The 17,676-nt window shown below is 71.0% G+C and carries 15 protein-coding genes; 11 read left to right on the top strand and 4 right to left on the bottom strand.

What is annotated here, in order from left to right; genetic code table 11:
• The first annotated feature begins 31 nt into the window (after nucleotides 1-31).
• From ACMV5O_RS14320 to ACMV5O_RS14290, 7 genes are all read left to right on the top strand, one after another.
• Nucleotides 32-1,126, top strand: coding sequence for a branched-chain amino acid ABC transporter substrate-binding protein (locus ACMV5O_RS14320; RefSeq protein WP_416164082.1), 1,095 nt, complete (start codon nucleotides 32-34; stop codon nucleotides 1,124-1,126).
• 144 nt (nucleotides 1,127-1,270) lie between these two features.
• Nucleotides 1,271-2,185 carry an ABC transporter permease subunit gene (locus tag ACMV5O_RS14315; protein ID WP_416164081.1) on the top strand — a complete coding sequence of 305 codons (915 nt, stop codon included), beginning with the start codon at nucleotides 1,271-1,273 and terminating at the stop codon, nucleotides 2,183-2,185.
• Nucleotides 2,185-3,525: a high-affinity branched-chain amino acid ABC transporter permease LivM gene (gene livM, locus ACMV5O_RS14310; protein ID WP_416164080.1), complete on the top strand. Its 1,341-nt coding sequence runs from the start codon at nucleotides 2,185-2,187 to the stop codon at nucleotides 3,523-3,525. The genes ACMV5O_RS14315 and livM overlap by 1 nt, the downstream gene beginning before the upstream one ends.
• Nucleotides 3,522-4,409: an ABC transporter ATP-binding protein gene (locus tag ACMV5O_RS14305; RefSeq protein ID WP_416164079.1), complete on the top strand. Its 888-nt coding sequence runs from the start codon at nucleotides 3,522-3,524 to the stop codon at nucleotides 4,407-4,409. The genes livM and ACMV5O_RS14305 overlap by 4 nt, the downstream gene beginning before the upstream one ends.
• A complete protein-coding gene (locus tag ACMV5O_RS14300) occupies nucleotides 4,409-5,122 on the top strand; it encodes an ABC transporter ATP-binding protein (RefSeq protein WP_416164126.1) in 714 nt (237 codons plus the stop codon). The genes ACMV5O_RS14305 and ACMV5O_RS14300 overlap by 1 nt, the downstream gene beginning before the upstream one ends.
• Nucleotides 5,123-5,163: 41 nt before the next feature.
• The gene (locus tag ACMV5O_RS14295) at nucleotides 5,164-6,066 is read left to right on the top strand and encodes a DMT family transporter (RefSeq protein ID WP_416164078.1); all 903 of its coding nucleotides are present in this window, start codon (nucleotides 5,164-5,166) and stop codon (nucleotides 6,064-6,066) included.
• Between the two features lie 31 nt (nucleotides 6,067-6,097).
• Nucleotides 6,098-6,727, top strand: coding sequence for an ACP phosphodiesterase (locus tag ACMV5O_RS14290; protein ID WP_416164077.1), 630 nt, complete (start codon nucleotides 6,098-6,100; stop codon nucleotides 6,725-6,727).
• 29 nt (nucleotides 6,728-6,756) lie between these two features.
• On the opposite strand, the gene ACMV5O_RS14285 is transcribed toward ACMV5O_RS14290, so the two are convergent.
• Nucleotides 6,757-9,144, bottom strand: coding sequence for a glycoside hydrolase family 19 protein (locus tag ACMV5O_RS14285; RefSeq protein WP_416164076.1), 2,388 nt, complete (start codon nucleotides 9,142-9,144; stop codon nucleotides 6,757-6,759).
• Nucleotides 9,141-10,685 carry a TIR domain-containing protein gene (locus ACMV5O_RS14280; RefSeq protein WP_416164075.1) on the bottom strand — a complete coding sequence of 515 codons (1,545 nt, stop codon included), beginning with the start codon at nucleotides 10,683-10,685 and terminating at the stop codon, nucleotides 9,141-9,143. Before ACMV5O_RS14280 ends, ACMV5O_RS14285 begins: the two co-directional genes overlap by 4 nt.
• Nucleotides 10,686-10,926: 241 nt before the next feature.
• Here ACMV5O_RS14280 and ACMV5O_RS14275 point away from each other — a divergent pair, with 241 nt between their 5' ends.
• Nucleotides 10,927-11,904 carry an aldo/keto reductase gene (locus tag ACMV5O_RS14275; RefSeq protein ID WP_416164074.1) on the top strand — a complete coding sequence of 326 codons (978 nt, stop codon included), beginning with the start codon at nucleotides 10,927-10,929 and terminating at the stop codon, nucleotides 11,902-11,904.
• 19 nt (nucleotides 11,905-11,923) lie between these two features.
• On the opposite strand, the gene ACMV5O_RS14270 is transcribed toward ACMV5O_RS14275, so the two are convergent.
• Both ACMV5O_RS14270 and ACMV5O_RS14265 read right to left on the bottom strand, forming a co-directional pair.
• Nucleotides 11,924-12,712: a DUF3750 domain-containing protein gene (locus ACMV5O_RS14270; protein WP_416164073.1), complete on the bottom strand. Its 789-nt coding sequence runs from the start codon at nucleotides 12,710-12,712 to the stop codon at nucleotides 11,924-11,926.
• Between the two features lie 63 nt (nucleotides 12,713-12,775).
• Nucleotides 12,776-14,062 (bottom strand): MgtC/SapB family protein, encoded by a 1,287-nt coding sequence (locus ACMV5O_RS14265; protein ID WP_324543773.1) that lies wholly within the window; start codon nucleotides 14,060-14,062, stop codon nucleotides 12,776-12,778.
• A gap of 213 nt (nucleotides 14,063-14,275) precedes the next feature.
• Between ACMV5O_RS14265 and ACMV5O_RS14260 the strand changes: the two genes are divergently transcribed.
• The 3 genes from ACMV5O_RS14260 to ACMV5O_RS14250 all read left to right on the top strand — a co-directional run bounded on the left by ACMV5O_RS14260 (nucleotide 14,276) and on the right by ACMV5O_RS14250 (nucleotide 17,626).
• Nucleotides 14,276-15,328, top strand: a complete 1,053-nt coding sequence (locus ACMV5O_RS14260) for a patatin-like phospholipase family protein (RefSeq protein ID WP_324543771.1) — start codon at nucleotides 14,276-14,278, stop codon at nucleotides 15,326-15,328.
• Between the two features lie 197 nt (nucleotides 15,329-15,525).
• Complete coding sequence (locus ACMV5O_RS14255) at nucleotides 15,526-16,194, top strand: response regulator transcription factor (protein ID WP_324543769.1); 669 nt, start codon at nucleotides 15,526-15,528, stop codon at nucleotides 16,192-16,194.
• Nucleotides 16,184-17,626: a sensor histidine kinase N-terminal domain-containing protein gene (locus tag ACMV5O_RS14250; RefSeq protein ID WP_416164072.1), complete on the top strand. Its 1,443-nt coding sequence runs from the start codon at nucleotides 16,184-16,186 to the stop codon at nucleotides 17,624-17,626. The genes ACMV5O_RS14255 and ACMV5O_RS14250 overlap by 11 nt, the downstream gene beginning before the upstream one ends.
• Nucleotides 17,627-17,676: the final 50 nt, after the last annotated feature.

Raw genomic sequence — 17,676 nt, 5'->3', positions numbered from 1 at the left:
AAACAACACACAGCCACGAAGGAGACGTTTCATGAAAAAGACCCTGCTCGCCACTGCCGTCCTCGCCCTCGGCGGCTTCTCCAGCGCCGCCCTGGCCGACCTCTCGGTCGCCATCGCCGGCCCGATGACCGGCCAGTACGCCTCGGCCGGCGATCAGATCCGCAAGGGTGCGGAGATGGCGATCGCCGACATCAACGCCCGTGGCGGCGTGCTCGGCGAGAAGCTGGTGCTCGAAGTCGGTGACGACGCCTGCGATCCGAAGCAGGCGGTGTCGGTGGCCAACACCATGGTCAACAAGGAGATCGCGTTCATGCACGGCCACTGGTGCTCGAGCTCGACCATCCCGGCCTCCGAGGTCTACAACGAGTCGGACATCCTGATGGCCACGGTGTCGACCAACCCGCAGGTGACCGAGCGCGGCCTGGATAACATCTTCCGCATCATGGGGCGTGACGACCAGCAGGGCCTGGTGGCGGGCAGCTACATCGCCGAGAACTTTGCCGGCAAGAAGGTCGCCGTGGTCGACGACAAGAGCGCCTACGGCAAGGGCCTGGCCGACGAGATGGCCAAGGCGATGGAAGGCAAGGGCCTCAAGCCCACGCTGCGCGAGGCGATCACCGCAGGCGAGAAGGACTACTCCGGCCTGGTCACCAAGCTCAAGCAGGCCGGCGTCGAGGTCATGGCCTATGGCGGCTACCACACCGAGGTCGCGCTGATCCTGCGCCAGGCCCAGGCCGCCGGCCTGCAGCTCACGGTGATGGGCGGCGACACCATGACCAACTCCGAGCTCGTCACCGCCGCCGGCGCGGCCGCCGACAACGTCATGTTCACGTTCTCGCCCGACCCGCGCAAGAATCCGGACGCGGCGCCGGTGGTGGAGAAGTTCCGCGCCGCCAAGGTCGAGCCCGAGGGCTACGTGCTCTACGCCTACGCGGCCATGCAGCTCTTCGAGCAGGCCGCCACCGCGGCCAACAGCACCAAATACGCTGACCTCGAAAAGGCCATGCGTGCGGGCAACTTCAAGACCGTGATCGGCGAGCTGTCCTTCGACGCCAAGGGCGACCAGAAGGCGCCCGGCTTCGTGGTCTACCGCTGGCAGGGCGGCCAGTACGACTACGCGCAGTAATCGACCGCGCCGGCCTGTCCGGGACAGCGCTCGCCGCCCGCCCACAAGGCGCGCGGCGAGCACGGAAGCAAACGACAAGACGGCATCGGGCTCCCGCAGCGGCCACACCGGCGCGGGCGCCCTCCTGCCTCCACGGGAGACATCGTGGCCTACGCCCTCCAGCAACTGATCAACGGGCTCACGCTCGGCGCCATGTACGGCCTGATCGCCATCGGCTACACGATGGTGTACGGCATCATCGGCATGATCAACTTCGCCCATGGCGACATCTTCATGGTGAGCGCGTTCATCGCGGTCACCGCGTTCACGATCCTCGCCGCGGCCGACGTGACCTCGATCCCGCTCGCGCTCACCTTCGTGCTGATCGTGTCGATCTTCTTCACCTCGGCCTACGGCTGGGCGGTCGAGCGCGCCGCCTACCGCCCGCTGCGCGGCTCGACCCGGCTGGCGCCGCTGATTTCCGCGATCGGCATGTCGATCTTCCTGCAGAACAGCGTGCAACTCACCCAGGGCGCGCGCGTCAAGCCCATCCCGCCGGTGCTCGAGGGCGGCGTGGTGCTGTGGGACGCGCCGGGCTTCACGGTGCAGATCGGCTGGAGCCAGATGCTGATCATCGTCACCACGGTGATCCTGATGAGCGCCTTCACCTGGATGATCACCCAGACCCCCTTCGGCCGCCAGCAGCGCGCCTGCGAGCAGGACCGCACCATGGCCGCGCTGCTCGGCGTCAATGTGGACCGCACCATCTCGCTGACCTTCATGCTCGGTGCGGCGCTGGCCGCGGTCGCGGGGGTAATGGTCACCGTGTATTACGGCGTGGTGGACTTCTTCATCGGCTTTCTCGCCGGCATCAAGGCCTTCACCGCCGCGGTGCTGGGTGGCATCGGCTCGCTGCCGGGGGCGATGCTGGGCGGGCTGCTGATCGGGCTCATCGAGTCCTTCTGGGCCGCCTACCTGTGGGCGGAATACAAGGACGTCGCCACCTTCGGCATCCTGTGCCTGGTGCTGATGCTGCGCCCCTCCGGCCTGCTCGGCCGGCCTGAAGTGGAGAAAGTGTGATGAGCGCCGTCGTCTTCGCCCGCCATGCGATGACCCCCGCCGAGCGCCTGCGCGACGCCGGCTGGGTGGCTTTCGTCGGCCTCATCCTCGGCGTCCCGCTGATCGGCCTGACCACGGTGGACGTGGGCGGCCGGCTGGCGGTCGACACCCGCTTCGGCCTGCTCGCGGTCTTCATCGCCGCCGTGTTCGCCGGGCGCCTGGCGCTGCGCTGGGGCATCGACCAGATGCGCAACCGCAAACTCGCGCGCGACCAGCGCAGCACCGCCACCGCGGCCGACCGCGCCCACGGCGCGCAGCGCGTGGTCAGCGTGCTGGGCTGGATCGCACTTGGCGCCTCGATCGCGCTGCCGATCGTGTATTCCGACAACCGCTACGTGGTGGACACCGCCACCACGGTGCTGATCTACGTGATGCTGGGCTGGGGCCTGAACGTGGTGGTGGGCCTGGCCGGCCTGCTCGACCTCGGCTATGTCGCCTTCTACGCGGTCGGCGCCTACTCCTACGCGCTGCTGTCCACCCAGTACGGCTGGGGCTTCTGGGAGGCGTTGCCGGTGTCCGGCGCGCTCGCCGCCAGCTTCGGCATCCTGCTCGGCTACCCCATCCTGCGCCTGCGCGGTGACTACCTGGCCATCGTCACCCTGGGCTTCGGCGAGATCATCCGCGTGATCCTGGTGAACTGGACCGAGTTCTCCGGCGGCCCCAACGGCATCAGCTCGATCCCGCGGCCGAGCTTCTTCGGCCTCGAGTTCACCCGCAGCGCGCCCGAGGGCGGGCACAGCTTCGCCAGCTTCTTCGGGCTGGAATTCTCGGCCATGCACCGGCTGATCTTCCTCTACTACCTGATCCTGGTGCTGGCCCTGCTGACCCACGTGTTCGTGTCGCGGCTACGCCGGCTGCCGGTCGGCCGCGCCTGGGAGGCGCTGCGCGAGGACGAGATCGCCTGCAAGGCGATGGGCATGAACACCACCAACATCAAGCTCTCGGCCTTTGCCATCGGCGCCATGCTGGGCGGCTTTGCCGGGGTGTTCTTCGCCGCGCGCCAGGGCTTCATCTCGCCCGAGAGCTTCACCTTCACCGAGTCGGCGATCATCCTCGCCATCGTCGTGCTCGGCGGCATGGGCTCGCAGATGGGCGTGGTGCTGGCCGCCACCCTGCTGGTGCTGATCCCCGAGTTCGGGCGCAATTTCGCCGAGTACCGCATGCTGCTGTTCGGCGCCGCGATGGTGCTGATCATGGTGTGGAAGCCCGGCGGCCTGCTGTCGCACCGCGAACCGACGGTGCGCCTCAAGCCCCTGCAGCGCTCGCAGCCGGCCGCCGCCGGCGGGGAGATGGTGCGATGAACGCGCCTGCCACCCTGCTGTCGGTGCGCAAGCTGACCATGCGCTTCGGCGGCCTGACCGCGATCGACGACCTGTCGCTGGAGGTGCCGGCCGGCAGGATCACCGGCATCATCGGCCCCAACGGCGCCGGCAAGACCACGCTGTTCAACTGCCTCACCGGCTTCTACAAGCCGACGACCGGCACCCTGCTTCTCACCCACCCCCGGCACGGCGAGATGCTGCTGGAGAAGCTGCCCAGCCACCGCGTCGCGCGCGACGCCCAGGTGGTGCGCACCTTCCAGAACATCCGCCTGTTCCCGAAGATGACGGTGCTGGAGAACCTCATCGTCGCCCAGCACAACGTACTGCAGCGCGCCTCGAAGTTCTCGATCGCCGGCCTGTTCAAGCTGCCGGGCTACGTCTCGGCCGAGCGCCAGGCGGTGGAGCGGGCGGCGATGTGGCTCGAGCGTCTCAAGCTCACCCACCTTGCCGATCACGCCGCCGGCGACCTGCCCTACGGCATCCAGCGCCGCATCGAGATCGCGCGCGCGCTGTGCGTCGACCCGGTGCTGCTGTGCCTGGACGAGCCGGCCGCCGGCCTCAACCCGCGCGAGTCGGCGGAGCTCAACGAGCTGCTGCTTTACCTGTGCGGCGAGCTCGGCATCGCGATCCTGCTCATCGAGCACGACATGAGCGTGGTGATGAACGTGTCCGACCACATCGGCGTGATCAGCTACGGGCGCAAGATCGCCGAGGGCACGCCGGAAATGGTCAGGAACGATCCCGAGGTGATCAAGGCCTATCTCGGCGAGGACGAGGAGGAAGCCGAAGCCGCGATCGCGGCGAAGCTCGCCGAGGAAGGCCTGGCGGTGCAGGGCGAGCAGAAAGGGAGTCAGCCGGCATGATGCTCACGATGGAGGGCGTGCACGCCCATTACGGCCACATCCACGCGCTGCGCGGCATCGACGTCGAGGTCCAGGTCGGCGAGATCGTCACCCTGATCGGCGCCAACGGCGCCGGCAAATCGACGCTGATGATGAGCCTGTTCGGCAACCCCAAGGCCAGCGCCGGGCGCATCGTGTTCGACGGCGAGGACATCACCCGCGTCCACACCCACGAGATCGCCCGCCGCGGCATCGCCCTGGTGCCCGAAGGCCGGCGCCTCTTCCCGCGCATGACGGTGATCGAGAACCTGCAGATGGGCACGGCCCACGCCGACCCCGCCAACTACGCCGCCGACATCGCGCGCGTGTTCGCGATGTTCCCCATCCTCGACGAGCGCCAGGCCCAGCGCGCCGGCACGCTGTCCGGTGGCGAGCAGCAGATGCTCGCCATCGGCCGCGCGCTGATGAGCCGGCCCAAGCTGCTGCTGCTCGACGAGCCCTCGCTGGGGCTGGCGCCGATCTACATCCGCAAGGTGTTCCAGATCATCCGCGAGCTCAACCGCGACCACGGCATGACCATCCTGCTCGTCGAACAGAACGCCAACCAGGCCCTGCGCGTGGCCGACCGCGGCTACGTGCTGCAGCACGGCGAGATCACGCTGGCCGGCAGCGGGGCGGAGCTGCTGGCGAGCCCGGAGGTGCGGGCGGCGTATCTGGAGGGCGGCCACGCCTGATCGGCGACAATCCGCGGCCCTCCCCCGCCCCGCACCAGCCCATGTCCCACACCGCCCAACCCGCCCGCTGGCTGCCCTTCGTCGTCCTCGGCATCGGCCTCATCGCCGTCTCCCTCGGCGCCATCTTCGCCCGCCTGGCGCAGGCCGAGCAGGTGAGTTCGCTTGCCGTCGCGACCTGGCGGCTGGGGCTGGCGGCGATCATCATCACGCCGCTCGCGCTGATGCAGTCGCACCGCGAGCTGGCGCGACTGAGCCGGCGCCAGCTCGGGCTGGCGCTCGCCGCCGGCCTCTTCCTCGCGCTGCATTTCGCCGCGTGGATCAGCTCGCTGGAATACACCTCGGTGGCCTCGAGCACCGCGCTGGTCACCACCAACCCGCTGTGGATCGGCCTCGCCTCCTTCCTGATCTTCCGCGAGACGCCGACGCGGATGATGCTCGGCGGCATCGCCCTGTCCTTCGCCGGCAGCCTGTTCATCTTCTGGAGCGACAGCCAGAGCGCGAGCGCCGGCAGCCAGCCGATGCTCGGCAACCTGCTGGCGCTCGCCGGCAGCTGGTGCTTCTCGGCCTATCTGCTGATCGGTCGCCGGCTGCGCGCCGGGCTGGGCCTGCCGGCCTACATCTGGCTGGCCTACGGCGCGGCGGCCTTGTTCCTGTTCGCGGCCAGCGGCGCCGGCGGCGTCGAGCTGTTCGCGCTGTCGGGCCCGGCCTGGCTGTTGCTGCTGGCGATGGCGCTGGGCCCGCAGCTGCTCGGCCACACCGCCTACAACTGGTCGCTGCGCTACGTGTCGGCCACCTTCGTCGCGGTGGTGACCCTGGGGGAGCCGGTGGTGAGTGCGCTGCTGGCCTTCCTCATTTTCAGCGAGGGCTTCGCGCCGCTGCAGTTCGTGGGCTTCAGCCTGCTGCTTGCGGGCATCTACCTGGCGGCGAAGGGCGAACGGAGCTAGTACACGCTTAAGCCCCATCGCGCGCCCTGCCTTGAACTACCTCGCCCACGCCTTCCTTGCCGGACCGATCGCCGCCGACCGCGTCGGCGGCGTCGCCGGCGACTTCGTCAAGGGCCTGCTCGACCCGCTGCCGCCCGGCCTCGGCCCGGCGCTGGCCGAGGGCGTGCGCCTGCACCGACGCATCGACAGCTTCGCCGACACGCATCCGGCCTTCCGCCGCAGCCGAGGCCGGGTCAGCGCGGCGCGACGGCGCGTCGCCGGCATCATGGTCGACCTGTTCTACGACCACTTCCTCGCCCGTCATTGGGACGCGGTCAGCGCGCGCTGGCCCGCGAACGCCGCCCGGTCCGGCGCGTCGCTGACCGCATTCACCGCCGAAACCTACCGCCTCATCGACACCCACCCCGAGCCGCTGCCCGCCGCCTTCGTGCCGGTGTTCGAGCGCATGGCCGCGCACGACTGGCTGGCAAGCTACGGCGACGCCGCCACCGTGGCGCTGGCGCTCGATCGCATGGCGGCACACCGCCTGCGCGCCCCCAATCCGCTCGCTGGCGCGGGGGCGGAGCTGCTCGCGGATTACGCCGGCTTCGAAGCGGATTTCTTCGACTTCCTGCCCGATGCGCTGGCCTTCGCCGCGCAGGTCAGGGCGGAGCGTGCCTGAGCGCGGACACCCCGCGCCCGGTCATCGACTCAGCCGCCGAGCACGGCCAGCGCCTGCCGGTACAGGCCCTGCCGCAGGTCCACGTCACGCGTGCCACCGCTGATGCGGCGGGTGATGCCGGCGATGTCTTCCGCATCGGCCAGCTCGTTGAGCCCGCGCGACTGCCAGAACCAGGCGCCGGTCCGTGCCGCCACTTCCGGCGTCGCCGCCAGTTCGGGCCGAGCGACGAGGTCTACGCCCACCGCGGCGCCGAAGCGCTGGTAATTGGCACGGCCGGTAATCCAGATCAGACCACGGCCGCGATAGCGCTCGCCGTCGCCCGCTTCGACATTGCCGAGCGCGGCGGCGAGCGAGGACGGCGGCTCGTAGCGCAGCTGCTGCGCGTTGGGGCCCCACGGCTCCTGCAGGTAGCGCAGCTGCGTCGTCTCCTGCGCCACCTGCGACAGGAAGGCCGCCTGGCGCCGCGCCGTGCCGATGTCGAATTCGGCCATCGCCCGGTTCAGCACCTCGGCCCACCTGGCCCGGCGGTCGGCCGCCAGGGCCGGCATGATGCGGCCGAGTTCGGCCGCCGTGAGCTCGCGCTGCAGCGCGGGCGCAGGCTGCGGCGCAGGTGCCGGCCGCGCCAGCGGCCGGCTGGACGGCATCGCCCCGACGGAGGCCGCCGCCGGCGGCGGCGGGGCCGGGCTTGCGCTCACCGGTCCCGACGCCGCTTCGGTGTCGGGCGACGTCGGGGCCGCATACGCCGCCGGTGGCACGCTGCGCGCCATGAACTGCTCGAGCGCCTGCTGAAGCTCCTCAGCCCGCGCACGCTCGTACTCGGCGGTGGCCAGCGCGGCCTGCAACTGGCGCTCGCTGTAGATGTAAAAGCCCGCGACTGCCGCGACGGCGACGAAGGCGAGCGCGGTCAGCACGGTGCGACGCGCGTGCACCCGCTGCCTGGCGACGCGCTCGGCCTCGCGCGCCGCGGCGCTGGCGTCGACAAAGCCCATCACATGCTCGAGCCGCACACCGTACTGCGCGGCCCAGCTCGGATTGGGACGCTGCCGCGCGCGCCAGTTGAGTGCCATCTGCAGCTCCGGGTCGCGCAGCAGGTCAGCCCCGCCTTCGTCATGCAGGGTCGCGGTCTGCGCCAGGCGGCGCAGGTTGCCTGCCGAGCGCGCCTCCTCGTCGGCCCAGCCACGCAGGCGCCGCCACACCCGCATCAGGCTCTCATGCGAGATGTCGATCACGGTGTCGGCGTTCAGCGGCTCGCCGGCCGGTGGCATCAGGAAGCAGCACTCCGGCGCGCGGAACACCTCGATGACGACACGCACATCGTCCTCCGCCGCCTCCGCGAGCGCGCACAAGGCGTCGAGCCGGGTCGGCCGGCGCACGCCGCGCGCGTCCGTGCCGCAGTCGGTGAGGACCTTGAACACCCGCTCGGCAAGCTCCTGCAGCGCCACGCTGCCGAGACGGCCGAAGGCCTCGTCGGCGTGCTGGTCGAGCGCCTGCGCCATCGAACCGACCGCCTCGTAATGCGCCAGGCCGATGGCACCGCGGCCGCTGGTGTCGGCCTGCCAGCGCGCCCAGCTGCGGTTGAGCGCGTGCTGCAGCAGCGACAGCTGGTCGGGCAGGTCGCCCACGTCGTTGACCAGCCGGGTGAGCAACACCGGATCGATGCGCGCGCCCTGCATCAGGGCCGGCCCCTCGATCGCGCGCCGCCGCTCGTCACGGCTCATGCGCGGTACGAGGTACTGACCCTGGTTGATCGCCTCGGGCAGGCCAGGGAACTGGGCGCAATCGCCGAGGAAGTCCGAGCGCATGGTCAGCACCACATACACGCCCGGCGGGCGCAGCTCGGCGACCGCGAGCAGCAGATTGACGAAGGCGGTCGCTTCCTCCCCGAGCCGTTGCGCGCCTTGCTGCCCACCGCTCTGGCCGGCTTCGGCCACCGCCCGATAGCGGAACAGCTCCTCGAACTGGTCGGCGACGACGAGCAGGTTGGTGCCCGCCGCAAGCCTGGCCTGCTCGAACACATCGACGAGGCCGAGGCTGCTCATGCGCAGCGTGGCCTCGACCATCTCGGCTGCGCTGAACGGGCCGTCCGGCACGCCATCGTGCAGCACCCCAGGCGCGGCCAGCGCCTGCGCCAGCGCGCGGATGGGCGCCTGGCCGGGGCGGAACTGCGCCACCCGCCAGGCCGAGCCCGCGGCCGCAATCAGGCCCCGATGCAGGGCCGGACGCAGGCCGCAGTTGACCAGCGAGGACTTGCCCGAGCCCGAGCTGCCCACCACGGCGAGGAAATGCGTCAGGCTCAGGCGGTCGGCCATGGTGTCGACCTGGTGCTCGCGGCCGAAGAACAGGTGCTCCTCGTGCTCGAGGAAGGGGCGCAGGCCGGGATAGGGGTTGGCCGCCCGCGGCGCGGCGCGGTCGTTCATGGCGCCTCTCCGGTCGGCGCCAGCCGCGCCAGCAGGCCATCGAGCACGGTCTCGAGCTCGCCTCCCAGGCCATCGCCCGTGCCCGGCTCCGCGAGCGTCTGCAACAAGGTCTTGTCATCGGTCGCCGGCGGCGCCAGCCAGAGGCCGCAGCCCGCATCCGGGCCGCTGTCGGCACGGCCACGCGCCTTGCGCAGCTCGTTGAGCTGGTGGTACTTCCACGCCTCGTCGCCCGCCCCGTAGTACAGGATCACGCGCCCGGCCGCGGCCGCCTGCTCCGCGAAGGCTTGCCGCAGCGCGGCGGCATCGCCCGTGAACAAGGGCAGGCTCACCTCGTAGCCGCGCGCACGCAGGGCCTTGAGCAGGGGCACCACCGCGAGCCGGTCGCGCGCCTCGCACACCAGGAACACCCGCCGCGCCGCGCCCTGCTCCGCGGCCGCGCCGGAAGCGGGCTGCGTGTCCTGCTCGATGCGCTTGAGGTGGCTTCGCAGCGCCCCCTTGAGCGCCTCGAGGTCGCCGGTCAGCAGATCGGCGCCGGCCTGCGCCGCGGCGCTCGCGTGCAGTTCGTCGATGAAGACCTGCTGCGCGGCCTGCTCGGCACGGATGTCCGCCGGCAGCCAGATCAGGCGGCGGATGCGTCCGGCGCCGAAGTGCGCGGCGGCGCGCTCGTTCTGCAGCACGACGATCGACTTGTCGCCCGGCCCGTCCGGCACCAGCCCATAGCCATCGCCGATGAGGTGGATGGAGAAGGCGCTGCGCGCGAGCAGCGCATCGACCGCCGCCACGTAGTCGGCCTCGTCGGTCGGCAGCTGGCGGTCGGGCAGCACGACATGGCCCAGGCGCTTGAGCTCTGCCTCGATGACCTCGCGTTCGTCGCGCCGGTCGCGACTGCATTCGGCCAGGTAGACGACCGGCTTTGCGCCCGCGGCCGGTGACGCGTCCGCGGCCACGCGGCGCAGCTGGTCGAGCAGGCGCTTGATGTCCCAGGCGACCTTGTTCACCTTGCGCAGGAATTCCTCGCGCGCCTCCGGGCCGAACACGGGGTCGAGCTCGAGCGGCGTCTGGTCCGCATCGAGGCGGAAGAACTCGTAGCCGAGCAGCTCGCTCACGATCGGTGGCAGGCCTTGCTCGCCCTCGATCGGCGTCTTGATGACCTTGAACACGCGCGCGCTGTGGTCGATGACGAGGCCGCCGCTGCGCTCGGCCTGGCGGCAGAAGGCCTCGATCTCCTGCGCGCACGAGGGCGAGCTGACATAGCGCGGGCTGAGCACCGACACCAGCACCGCGGCCTCGGCGACGCGGGCCTCGATCTCCTGCCACAACACGTCGTTGCCGGCGAGCTTGGGGTCGCGCCAGATGAGGGCGGCGCTGCCCTTGAAGCGGCTCAGCAATTGCTGCAGCGCTTCGTGGAACACCGTCACCCAGCCCGGCACGTCGGCCAGCAGGGGCTGATTGTCGATGTGGGCGTAGCTGATGAAGACGTCCAGTCGCGGACCGGCCTCATCCGCACCGCGTCCGGCGCCCGCCGTGCTCGAACCATTCATGTACCCGCTCCCTTCGGGGGTTACCCGGCCGTCATCCGCATCCTGTGCACGTCCTGTCCCGGATTGTAGTCGAGCACCGGACGGCCGGCAGCGGCGAACGCCGACGTCATCGGCCCCATCTGGGCGCCACCACACCGCAGCCGTCGCGGCGGCAGGGCGCGGGCACTCGGCGACCGCCTGCGGGTCACATCGTGGCGCGCCACGGCCAGCGCCGCGCAACCCGCACACGCACGGAGGCCCCATGAACCCGACACCCTTGCCACCCGACCCTCCCCCCTCGATGAGCCGGGCCCGCTTCCTGCGCCTGGCCGCCGCCAGCGCGGCCGGCCTCGTCATCGGCGCCCCAGCGCGCGCCACGCCCGCAAGCGACGCCACTACCCTGCCCCGCCCCACCCCGACCATGCATACCCGCCCCATCCCCGTCACGGGCGAGCCCTTGCCGGTGATCGGTTGCGGCACCTACATCGGCTTCGACGTCGCCCGCGACAGCGAGCAGTACCAGCGCCTGCCCGATGTGCTGCAGGCCTTGTTCGGCGCCGGCGGCGCGGTGATCGACAGCTCGCCGATGTACGGCCGCGCCGAAGCGGTCACCGGCGCACTGCTCGCGGCGGCCGGCAGCCACGACAAGGCCTTTGTCGCCACCAAGGTGTGGACGCGCGGCCGCGCCGAGGGCATCCGCCAGATGGAGGAATCCCTGCGCCGCCTGCAGGTCGAGCGCCTCGACCTGATGCAGGTGCACAACCTGGTCGACTGGCAGACCCAGCTCGCCACCCTGCGCGACTGGAAGGCCGCCGGGCGGGTGCGCTACCTCGGCGTCACCCACTACACCGCCGGCGCCTACGACGCGCTCGAGGCCGTGATGCGCGCCGAGCCGCTCGACTTCCTGCAGATCAACTACTCGCTCGACGAGCGCGAGGCCGAGCGCCGCATCCTGCCGCTGGCGGCCGAGCGGGGCATGGCGGTGCTGATCAACCGCCCCTTCGGTGGCGGTGGCCTGCTGCGCCGCCTGCGCGAGCGCCCGCTGCCGCCCTGGGCGGCCGACATCGGCGCCACCAGCTGGGCCCAGCTGCTGTTGAAGTTCGTCCTCGCCCACCCCGCCGTGAGCTGCGCCATCCCCGGCACCAGCCGGCCGGAGCACATGGCCGACAACGCCCTGGCCGGCATCGGCGAGATTCCGGACCAGGCGTTCTGGAACGGGCGCAGCCTGGAGCTGACTTGAAGCAGCGGGTCGCGCCGGCTCAGCGCCGTTCTCCAGTCGCGCCGTCCGAACTCGCCGCGTCGTCCAGCCCGACCCGGCCGATCGCCGGCAGGCGCAGCGCCGGGCGGTTGAAGTCCACCCCGAAGTTGAGGCCGAGCAGATTGAACTCGATGCCTTCCTGGACGCTCACGCTCAGCCCGAGCAGGCCGAGCAGCGACAGCTGCACGCCCGAGCCCGACGGCGACAGGCCGAGCGGGCGGCTGGCGGGGCGGTAGTCCTTGCCGATGGCGTTGGCCGGCAGGTCGAGGCGCAGCGCCGGCACTTCGCGGCCGATGTGGGCGAGGAAGGTGTTGCTGTTCGGACCCGGATAGCTGCGGTATTCGTCGGCATGGGGGTAGCGGGCGATCGCCGCCTCGATGTCGTCGATCATGGCCTCGACATGGGCGCCGCGGTGATCGACCAGCACCGCCGGCATGGCGCCGAACCACAGCCCGTCGGGTAGCGCGTAGTTGCGCCGAACCACGTTCGCGCCCCCCCAGCCGATGACGTCGAAGCGGGTGTAGGCGGTGTCGCCGGCGCGCTTGTAGATGATCCAGGGATGGACGGCGAAGTAGCCGCGCCAGCCGTAGGTGGGCGCGGCATAGACCTGCACGATGGCGGTGTCTGCAAGCTGCACCGGATCGGGGGCGATGCCCGACGAATGGCGCGCGGCGGTGCGCCAGCTGCGCTCCTCGCCGCTGGCGGGGCGCGGGTCATTGGCCAGGCTGAGGCCGAAGGAGACGCTCAGCAGGCCGACGAGGCCAAGGATCAGGAGCCGGGTGGTCTTCACGTAGGTGTCCGCAGCGGACTCGGGAGAGTCGATGTTGATCAGAGCGGGCGCGGCGCGCCGAGTTCAGCCCGCGCCTGCACGCAGCAGCGCCCAGCCCATGCCGGCGAGCAGCCCGAGGGCCACTGCCCCCATGCCGACCACCGCCTTCAGCGCCAGCGCGCGGCCCCCGATCACCGCCGCCATGCCGAGCTTGAAGCCGAGGTTGCCGAGCATCGCGAGCACGATCGCGATCACGGTCGGCGACAGCTCCAGCCGGCCGAGCGAGAACAGCCGCAGACTGGACAGCGAGATGGCGTCGACATCGGTCAGGCCCGACACCAGGGCGAGCACATACAGGCCACGGTTGCCGGCGTAATCCGACAGCCACGCCGCACACAGCAGTACCAGCGCATAAAGGCCGCCAAAGCCGAGCGCCGTCTTGAGCTCGGTCGGGTTGCTGGTCGCAGGCAGCACCGGCTGGCTGCGCTCGAGCAGTTGCCGCCAGTGCCAGAAGCAGGCGAGCAGGCCCAGCGCCAGCGCGGGCAGCAGCACCGCCGCCAGCGCCGCAAGGACCGGCGGCGCAACCAGCGCGGAGATGACGCCGATGCGCAGCACCATCACCAGGTTCGCGAGCACGATCACCAGCGCTGCCATCGGCGCCATGGCGGGCAGTTCGCGGGCCTGGCGCGCATACAGCAGCGTGGTGGCGGTGCTCGAGGCCAGGCCGCCGAAGATGCCGACGAACACCGCGCCGTAACGCGCGCCCGCGATCTGCAGCGCGGCGTAGCCCGCCAGCCCGACGCCGGCGATCAGCACCACCATCAGCCACACCTGGTGCGGGTTGAGCGCCCCATAGGGGCCGAACTCCTCGTTCGGCAGGATGGGCAGGATCACCAGCGACAGCACGCCGAACTGCAGGATCGAGATCCAGTCGCGGCTGCCGAGCCGGCTGGCGATTCCGCGCAGCTGGGCCTTGAAGTAGAGCAGCACCGTGGTCGCCACCGCGAGCATGACGGCCAGCTGGGCATGGCCGAGCCAGGTCGCGGCGCCCAGGCAGTAGCACAGCACCATCGCCGCCACCGAGGTCGTGCCCGGGTCGGTGGGGTCGGGATGCCGCAGGTAGGCGGCGATGATCATCACCGCGACGATCACCAGCCCGGCGACGAAGGGCGCGAAGCTGCCGATCTGCTGGCTGAGCAGGGTCACCAGGGCGCCGAACATGCCCACCAGGGCGAAGGTGCGCAGGCCGGCGCGGGCCGAGGGCACCCGCTCGCGCTCGAGGCCGATCAGCAGGCCGATGCCGGTCGCGATCAGCAGCGCTTCGATCTGGGCAGCGTCCAGGGGCACTTCGAGGGGCAGGGTCTGCGGCATGCGAATGGCCGGGATGGCAGCGCCGCCCCGGACGGAAACGGTGACCGCATGATGATACGCCGCTGCTCACCGGCACGATCGCATCGTGAAACATGTGCGCGCGCCTGTAACGAAACCCGCGTGATACTCTGGATTGTGCATTGCAACATAACCCGGGCCGGCGCGCGCCCTGCATCGGCAGCGCCCACCCGGCCAGACACGGAGGATCACGCCATGTTTCGCTTGCCGTGGCCACGCAAGAACAATGGAGCCCACCCGCCCACCCTCAGCCTCGCGCTGCAGGGCGGCGGCGCCCATGGCGCCTATACCTGGGGCGTGCTCGACCGCCTGCTCGAGCACGGCATCCGCATAGACGGCATCAGCGGCACCAGCGCCGGGGCGATGAACGCGGTGGCGCTGGCCCATGGCTGGACCGTGGACGGTGCCGACGGCGCACGCGCGGCACTGGCCGGATTCTGGGAGGCGGTGGGCGCCAGCGTTCCCTTTCACCTCGAACTGCTGCACACGCTCAACGGCGCCGCCGACGGCGGCCTGCCGGCGCCGATGAGCATGATGCTGGGGCTCACGCGCATGTTCTCGCCCTATCAGTTCAACCCCTTCGAGCTCAACCCGCTGCGCGACGTCGTGCGCGCGCAGTTCGACTTCGAGCGCCTGCGCCGCGACTGCCCGATCAAGCTCTTCATCGCCGCCACCGTGGTGCGCACCGGCAAGGTCAGGCTGTTCCACACCGCCGAGCTCAGCGAGGCGGCGTTGCTGGCCTCGGCCTGCCTGCCCACCCTGCATCACGCGGTCGAGATCGACGGCGAGTACTACTGGGACGGCGGTTTCACCGCCAACCCGGCGGTCTACCCGTTGCTGTACGAATGCAGCACGCCGGACGTGCTGATGGTGTTGTTGAACCCGCTGCAGCGCGACGATGCCCCGCGCAGCGCCGACGACATCGCCGCGCGCAGCATGGAGCTCGGCTTTTCCACCACCTTCCTGCGCGAGATGCGCATGGTCGCCCATGCCCGGCGCTTCATCGCCAGCGACGCGCCGGCCTGGCTGCGCGGTCGCCTGGAGCGCAAGCTGATGGGGCAGCGCTTCCACCTCATCGAAGCCACCGAGCTCGGCGACGCCGGCTCGGCAAGCAAGCTCAACGCCACCAGCGGCTTCCTGCTGCAGTTGCGCGACCTCGGCCGGGCGCGCGCCGATACCTGGCTGCAGGCGCACGCCCACGCGATCGGGCGGCGCGAGACGGCCGCGGTCGAGGCCCTGTTCCTGTAGCTGACGCGGGCACCGCGCCCAGCCGGGGCCCTGCCCGTGGCGTGGAATCGCGACCGCCTGATGATCGCCCCGCGCCCTCGTCGGAGCTTCGCCCTCGTCGCGATGCAAGGCAGGCACGGCCGCGCTAGTATTGGCGGCACGGCGGCGACGTGATCGGAATGGCCTCACCGCTGGCCCTGGAACGAGGAAACCGGATCATGAAGCTGCTGCTGGTCGAGGATGACCCCACGCTGGCCGACGGCATCGCCGAGTTCCTGCGCGGCCAGGGCGACGCGGTCTGCGTCGAGCATGACGGCATGCAGGCAGACCGCCGCCTGCAGGAGGACGGGTTCGATTTCGTCCTGATCGACGTTGGCCTGCCCGGCCTCGGTGGCTACGAGGTGGTGCGCCGCATCCGCAAGCGGGGCCAGCGCCTGCCGGTGATCCTGATCACCGCGCGCGACGCCCTCGACGACCGCATCTACGGCCTCGACCTCGGCGCCGACGATTATCTGGTCAAGCCTTTCGAGCTGGCCGAACTGAGCGCACGCATGCGCGCGGTCCAGCGCCGCGGCGGGCACGCGGCCGCGCCGGCACTCAGCTTCGGCGCCCTGGTGCTCGACATCGACGGCCGCCTCGCCGAGCTCGACGGGGCCCCGCTGCCGCTCAGCGGGCGGGAATGGGACGTGCTCGAAACCCTGGTGCGCGCCGACGGCCGCACCGTCACGCGCGAGCAGTTGCAGGGCGAGGGCAGCGGCAACGCGCTCGAGGTCTGCATCTCGCGCCTGCGCCCGCGACTGGAGTCCGCCGGCCTGGTGATCCGCACCGTACGCGGCTTCGGCTACCGCCTCGAGCGCATCCGCGAGCGGCCCGGCGGTGCAGACTAGCCTTCGCCGTACCCTGCTCAATGCGCTGGCCGCGCCCACCGTGCTGCTGCTGGTACTGGCGGGCGCCGTCGCCTATGGCACGGCCAAGATGGTCGTGCGCGACGCCTACGACCGCAGCCTGCTCAATCTCGCCCACGGCATCGCCACCCATGTGCGACCGACCCCGGGCGGACTCGCGCTGACGCTCTCGCCAGAGGCCGAAGTGGTATTGCGCACCGACATCCAGGACCGCATCTTCTTCCGCGTACGCGATCGCCATGGCCGCCTGCTCGGCGGCGACGCCGATCTCCCGCTGTTTGACGACGGCGGCAGCGCCTCGAGCCTGCCCGTGCCCTACCAGCCGCTCGACAGCGACCCCGCGCCTGCAGCAAGGCTGACGCCCAGCCGCCCACAGTTCCGGGATCTCGTCCATCGGGGCGAGCCGATCCGCGCCGTGCGCCTGTATCGCGAGCACGCGGCGGCCGGCTTCTACGTGCTGGTGGCCGAGACGCTGGGCAAACGCACCGAGGCCATGGACAAGCTGCTGTTCGGTTTCGCCTCCGCCGCCCTGCTGCTGCTGCTCACCGCCATAACCGGCGCCCGCTTCGGCATCCCGAGCGGCCTGGCGCCGCTCGGGCGGCTCGAAGCCTCGTTGCGGGCGCGCTCCGGCACCGACCTGTCGCCGATCGACCCGGCGGACGTGCCGAGCGAGATCCATGAGCTGGTCCTTGCACTCAATGGCCTGCTCGCACGGCTGCGCGCAGCCAACGCGCTGCAGCGCGAATTCCTGCAGGACGCCGCCCATCAGCTGCGCACACCGCTTGCCGGCCTGCAGATGCAGCTCGAACTGCTCGAATCGAAGCCCCTCGATGCCGCCGCCCGCGCCCGCCTGCGCCAGTCGGTGGCACGGGTCACCCGTCTCGCCAACCAGCTCCTGGCGCTGGCGCGCGCCGAGGCGAGCGAGCGCCTGGTCGCCCATGCGGCGCCGGTCGAGCTGTCGGCGCTGATCGATGACATGGTGGAGGACTGGCTGCGGCTGGCGGACGAACGCGGCATCGACCTCGGCATCGAGCGCGAGGCGGTGGCGGTCGAGGGCGATCCGACCCTGCTGCAGGAGCTCATCGCCAACCTGATGGACAACGCGCTCAAGTATGGCCGCGCCGGCGGCAGCGTCACGCTGCGCTGCGCGAGCACGGGCGACGAGGTCGTGCTCGAGGTCAGCGACGACGGCCCCGGCATCCCGCAGGCGGTGCGCGAGCGGGTCTTCGAGCGCTTCTACCGCCACGCCGCCGACGGTCAGCTCAACGCCGCCAGCGGCAGCGGTCTCGGTCTGTCGATCGCACGCGAGATCGTGCGGGGTCACGGTGGGCAGATCGACATCGCCGATGGGCCGGACGGCCGCGGCACCTGCGTGCGCGTGCGTCTGCCGGCCCACAAGGCAACGGGGCGGTGAGCCTTCGCCCACCGCCCCGCGCCTGCCGCTGCCCCCCGCCGACGCCCCCG

Origin of the sequence: Thauera sp. WH-1, assembly GCF_047806685.1 — a bacterium.
Classification (GTDB): domain Bacteria; phylum Pseudomonadota; class Gammaproteobacteria; order Burkholderiales; family Rhodocyclaceae; genus Thauera.
This window is presented reverse-complemented; position numbering and strand designations above follow the sequence as displayed.

Excerpts from the sequence above, each read along its gene's own strand:
- ACMV5O_RS14285 (WP_416164076.1), bottom strand. The coding sequence starts at position 9,144 with ATGAACGACCGCGCCGCGCCGCGGGCGGCCAACCCCTATCCCGGCCTG.
- ACMV5O_RS14300 (WP_416164126.1), top strand. The coding sequence starts at position 4,409 with ATGCTCACGATGGAGGGCGTGCACGCCCATTACGGCCACATCCACGCG.
- ACMV5O_RS14265 (WP_324543773.1), bottom strand. The coding sequence starts at position 14,062 with ATGCCGCAGACCCTGCCCCTCGAAGTGCCCCTGGACGCTGCCCAGATC.
- ACMV5O_RS14275 (WP_416164074.1), top strand. The coding sequence starts at position 10,927 with ATGAACCCGACACCCTTGCCACCCGACCCTCCCCCCTCGATGAGCCGG.
- ACMV5O_RS14255 (WP_324543769.1), top strand. The coding sequence starts at position 15,526 with ATGAAGCTGCTGCTGGTCGAGGATGACCCCACGCTGGCCGACGGCATC.
- ACMV5O_RS14320 (WP_416164082.1), top strand. The coding sequence starts at position 32 with ATGAAAAAGACCCTGCTCGCCACTGCCGTCCTCGCCCTCGGCGGCTTC.
- ACMV5O_RS14280 (WP_416164075.1), bottom strand. The coding sequence starts at position 10,685 with ATGAATGGTTCGAGCACGGCGGGCGCCGGACGCGGTGCGGATGAGGCC.
- livM (WP_416164080.1), top strand. The coding sequence starts at position 2,185 with ATGAGCGCCGTCGTCTTCGCCCGCCATGCGATGACCCCCGCCGAGCGC.
- ACMV5O_RS14260 (WP_324543771.1), top strand. The coding sequence starts at position 14,276 with ATGTTTCGCTTGCCGTGGCCACGCAAGAACAATGGAGCCCACCCGCCC.
- ACMV5O_RS14295 (WP_416164078.1), top strand. The coding sequence starts at position 5,164 with ATGTCCCACACCGCCCAACCCGCCCGCTGGCTGCCCTTCGTCGTCCTC.
- ACMV5O_RS14305 (WP_416164079.1), top strand. The coding sequence starts at position 3,522 with ATGAACGCGCCTGCCACCCTGCTGTCGGTGCGCAAGCTGACCATGCGC.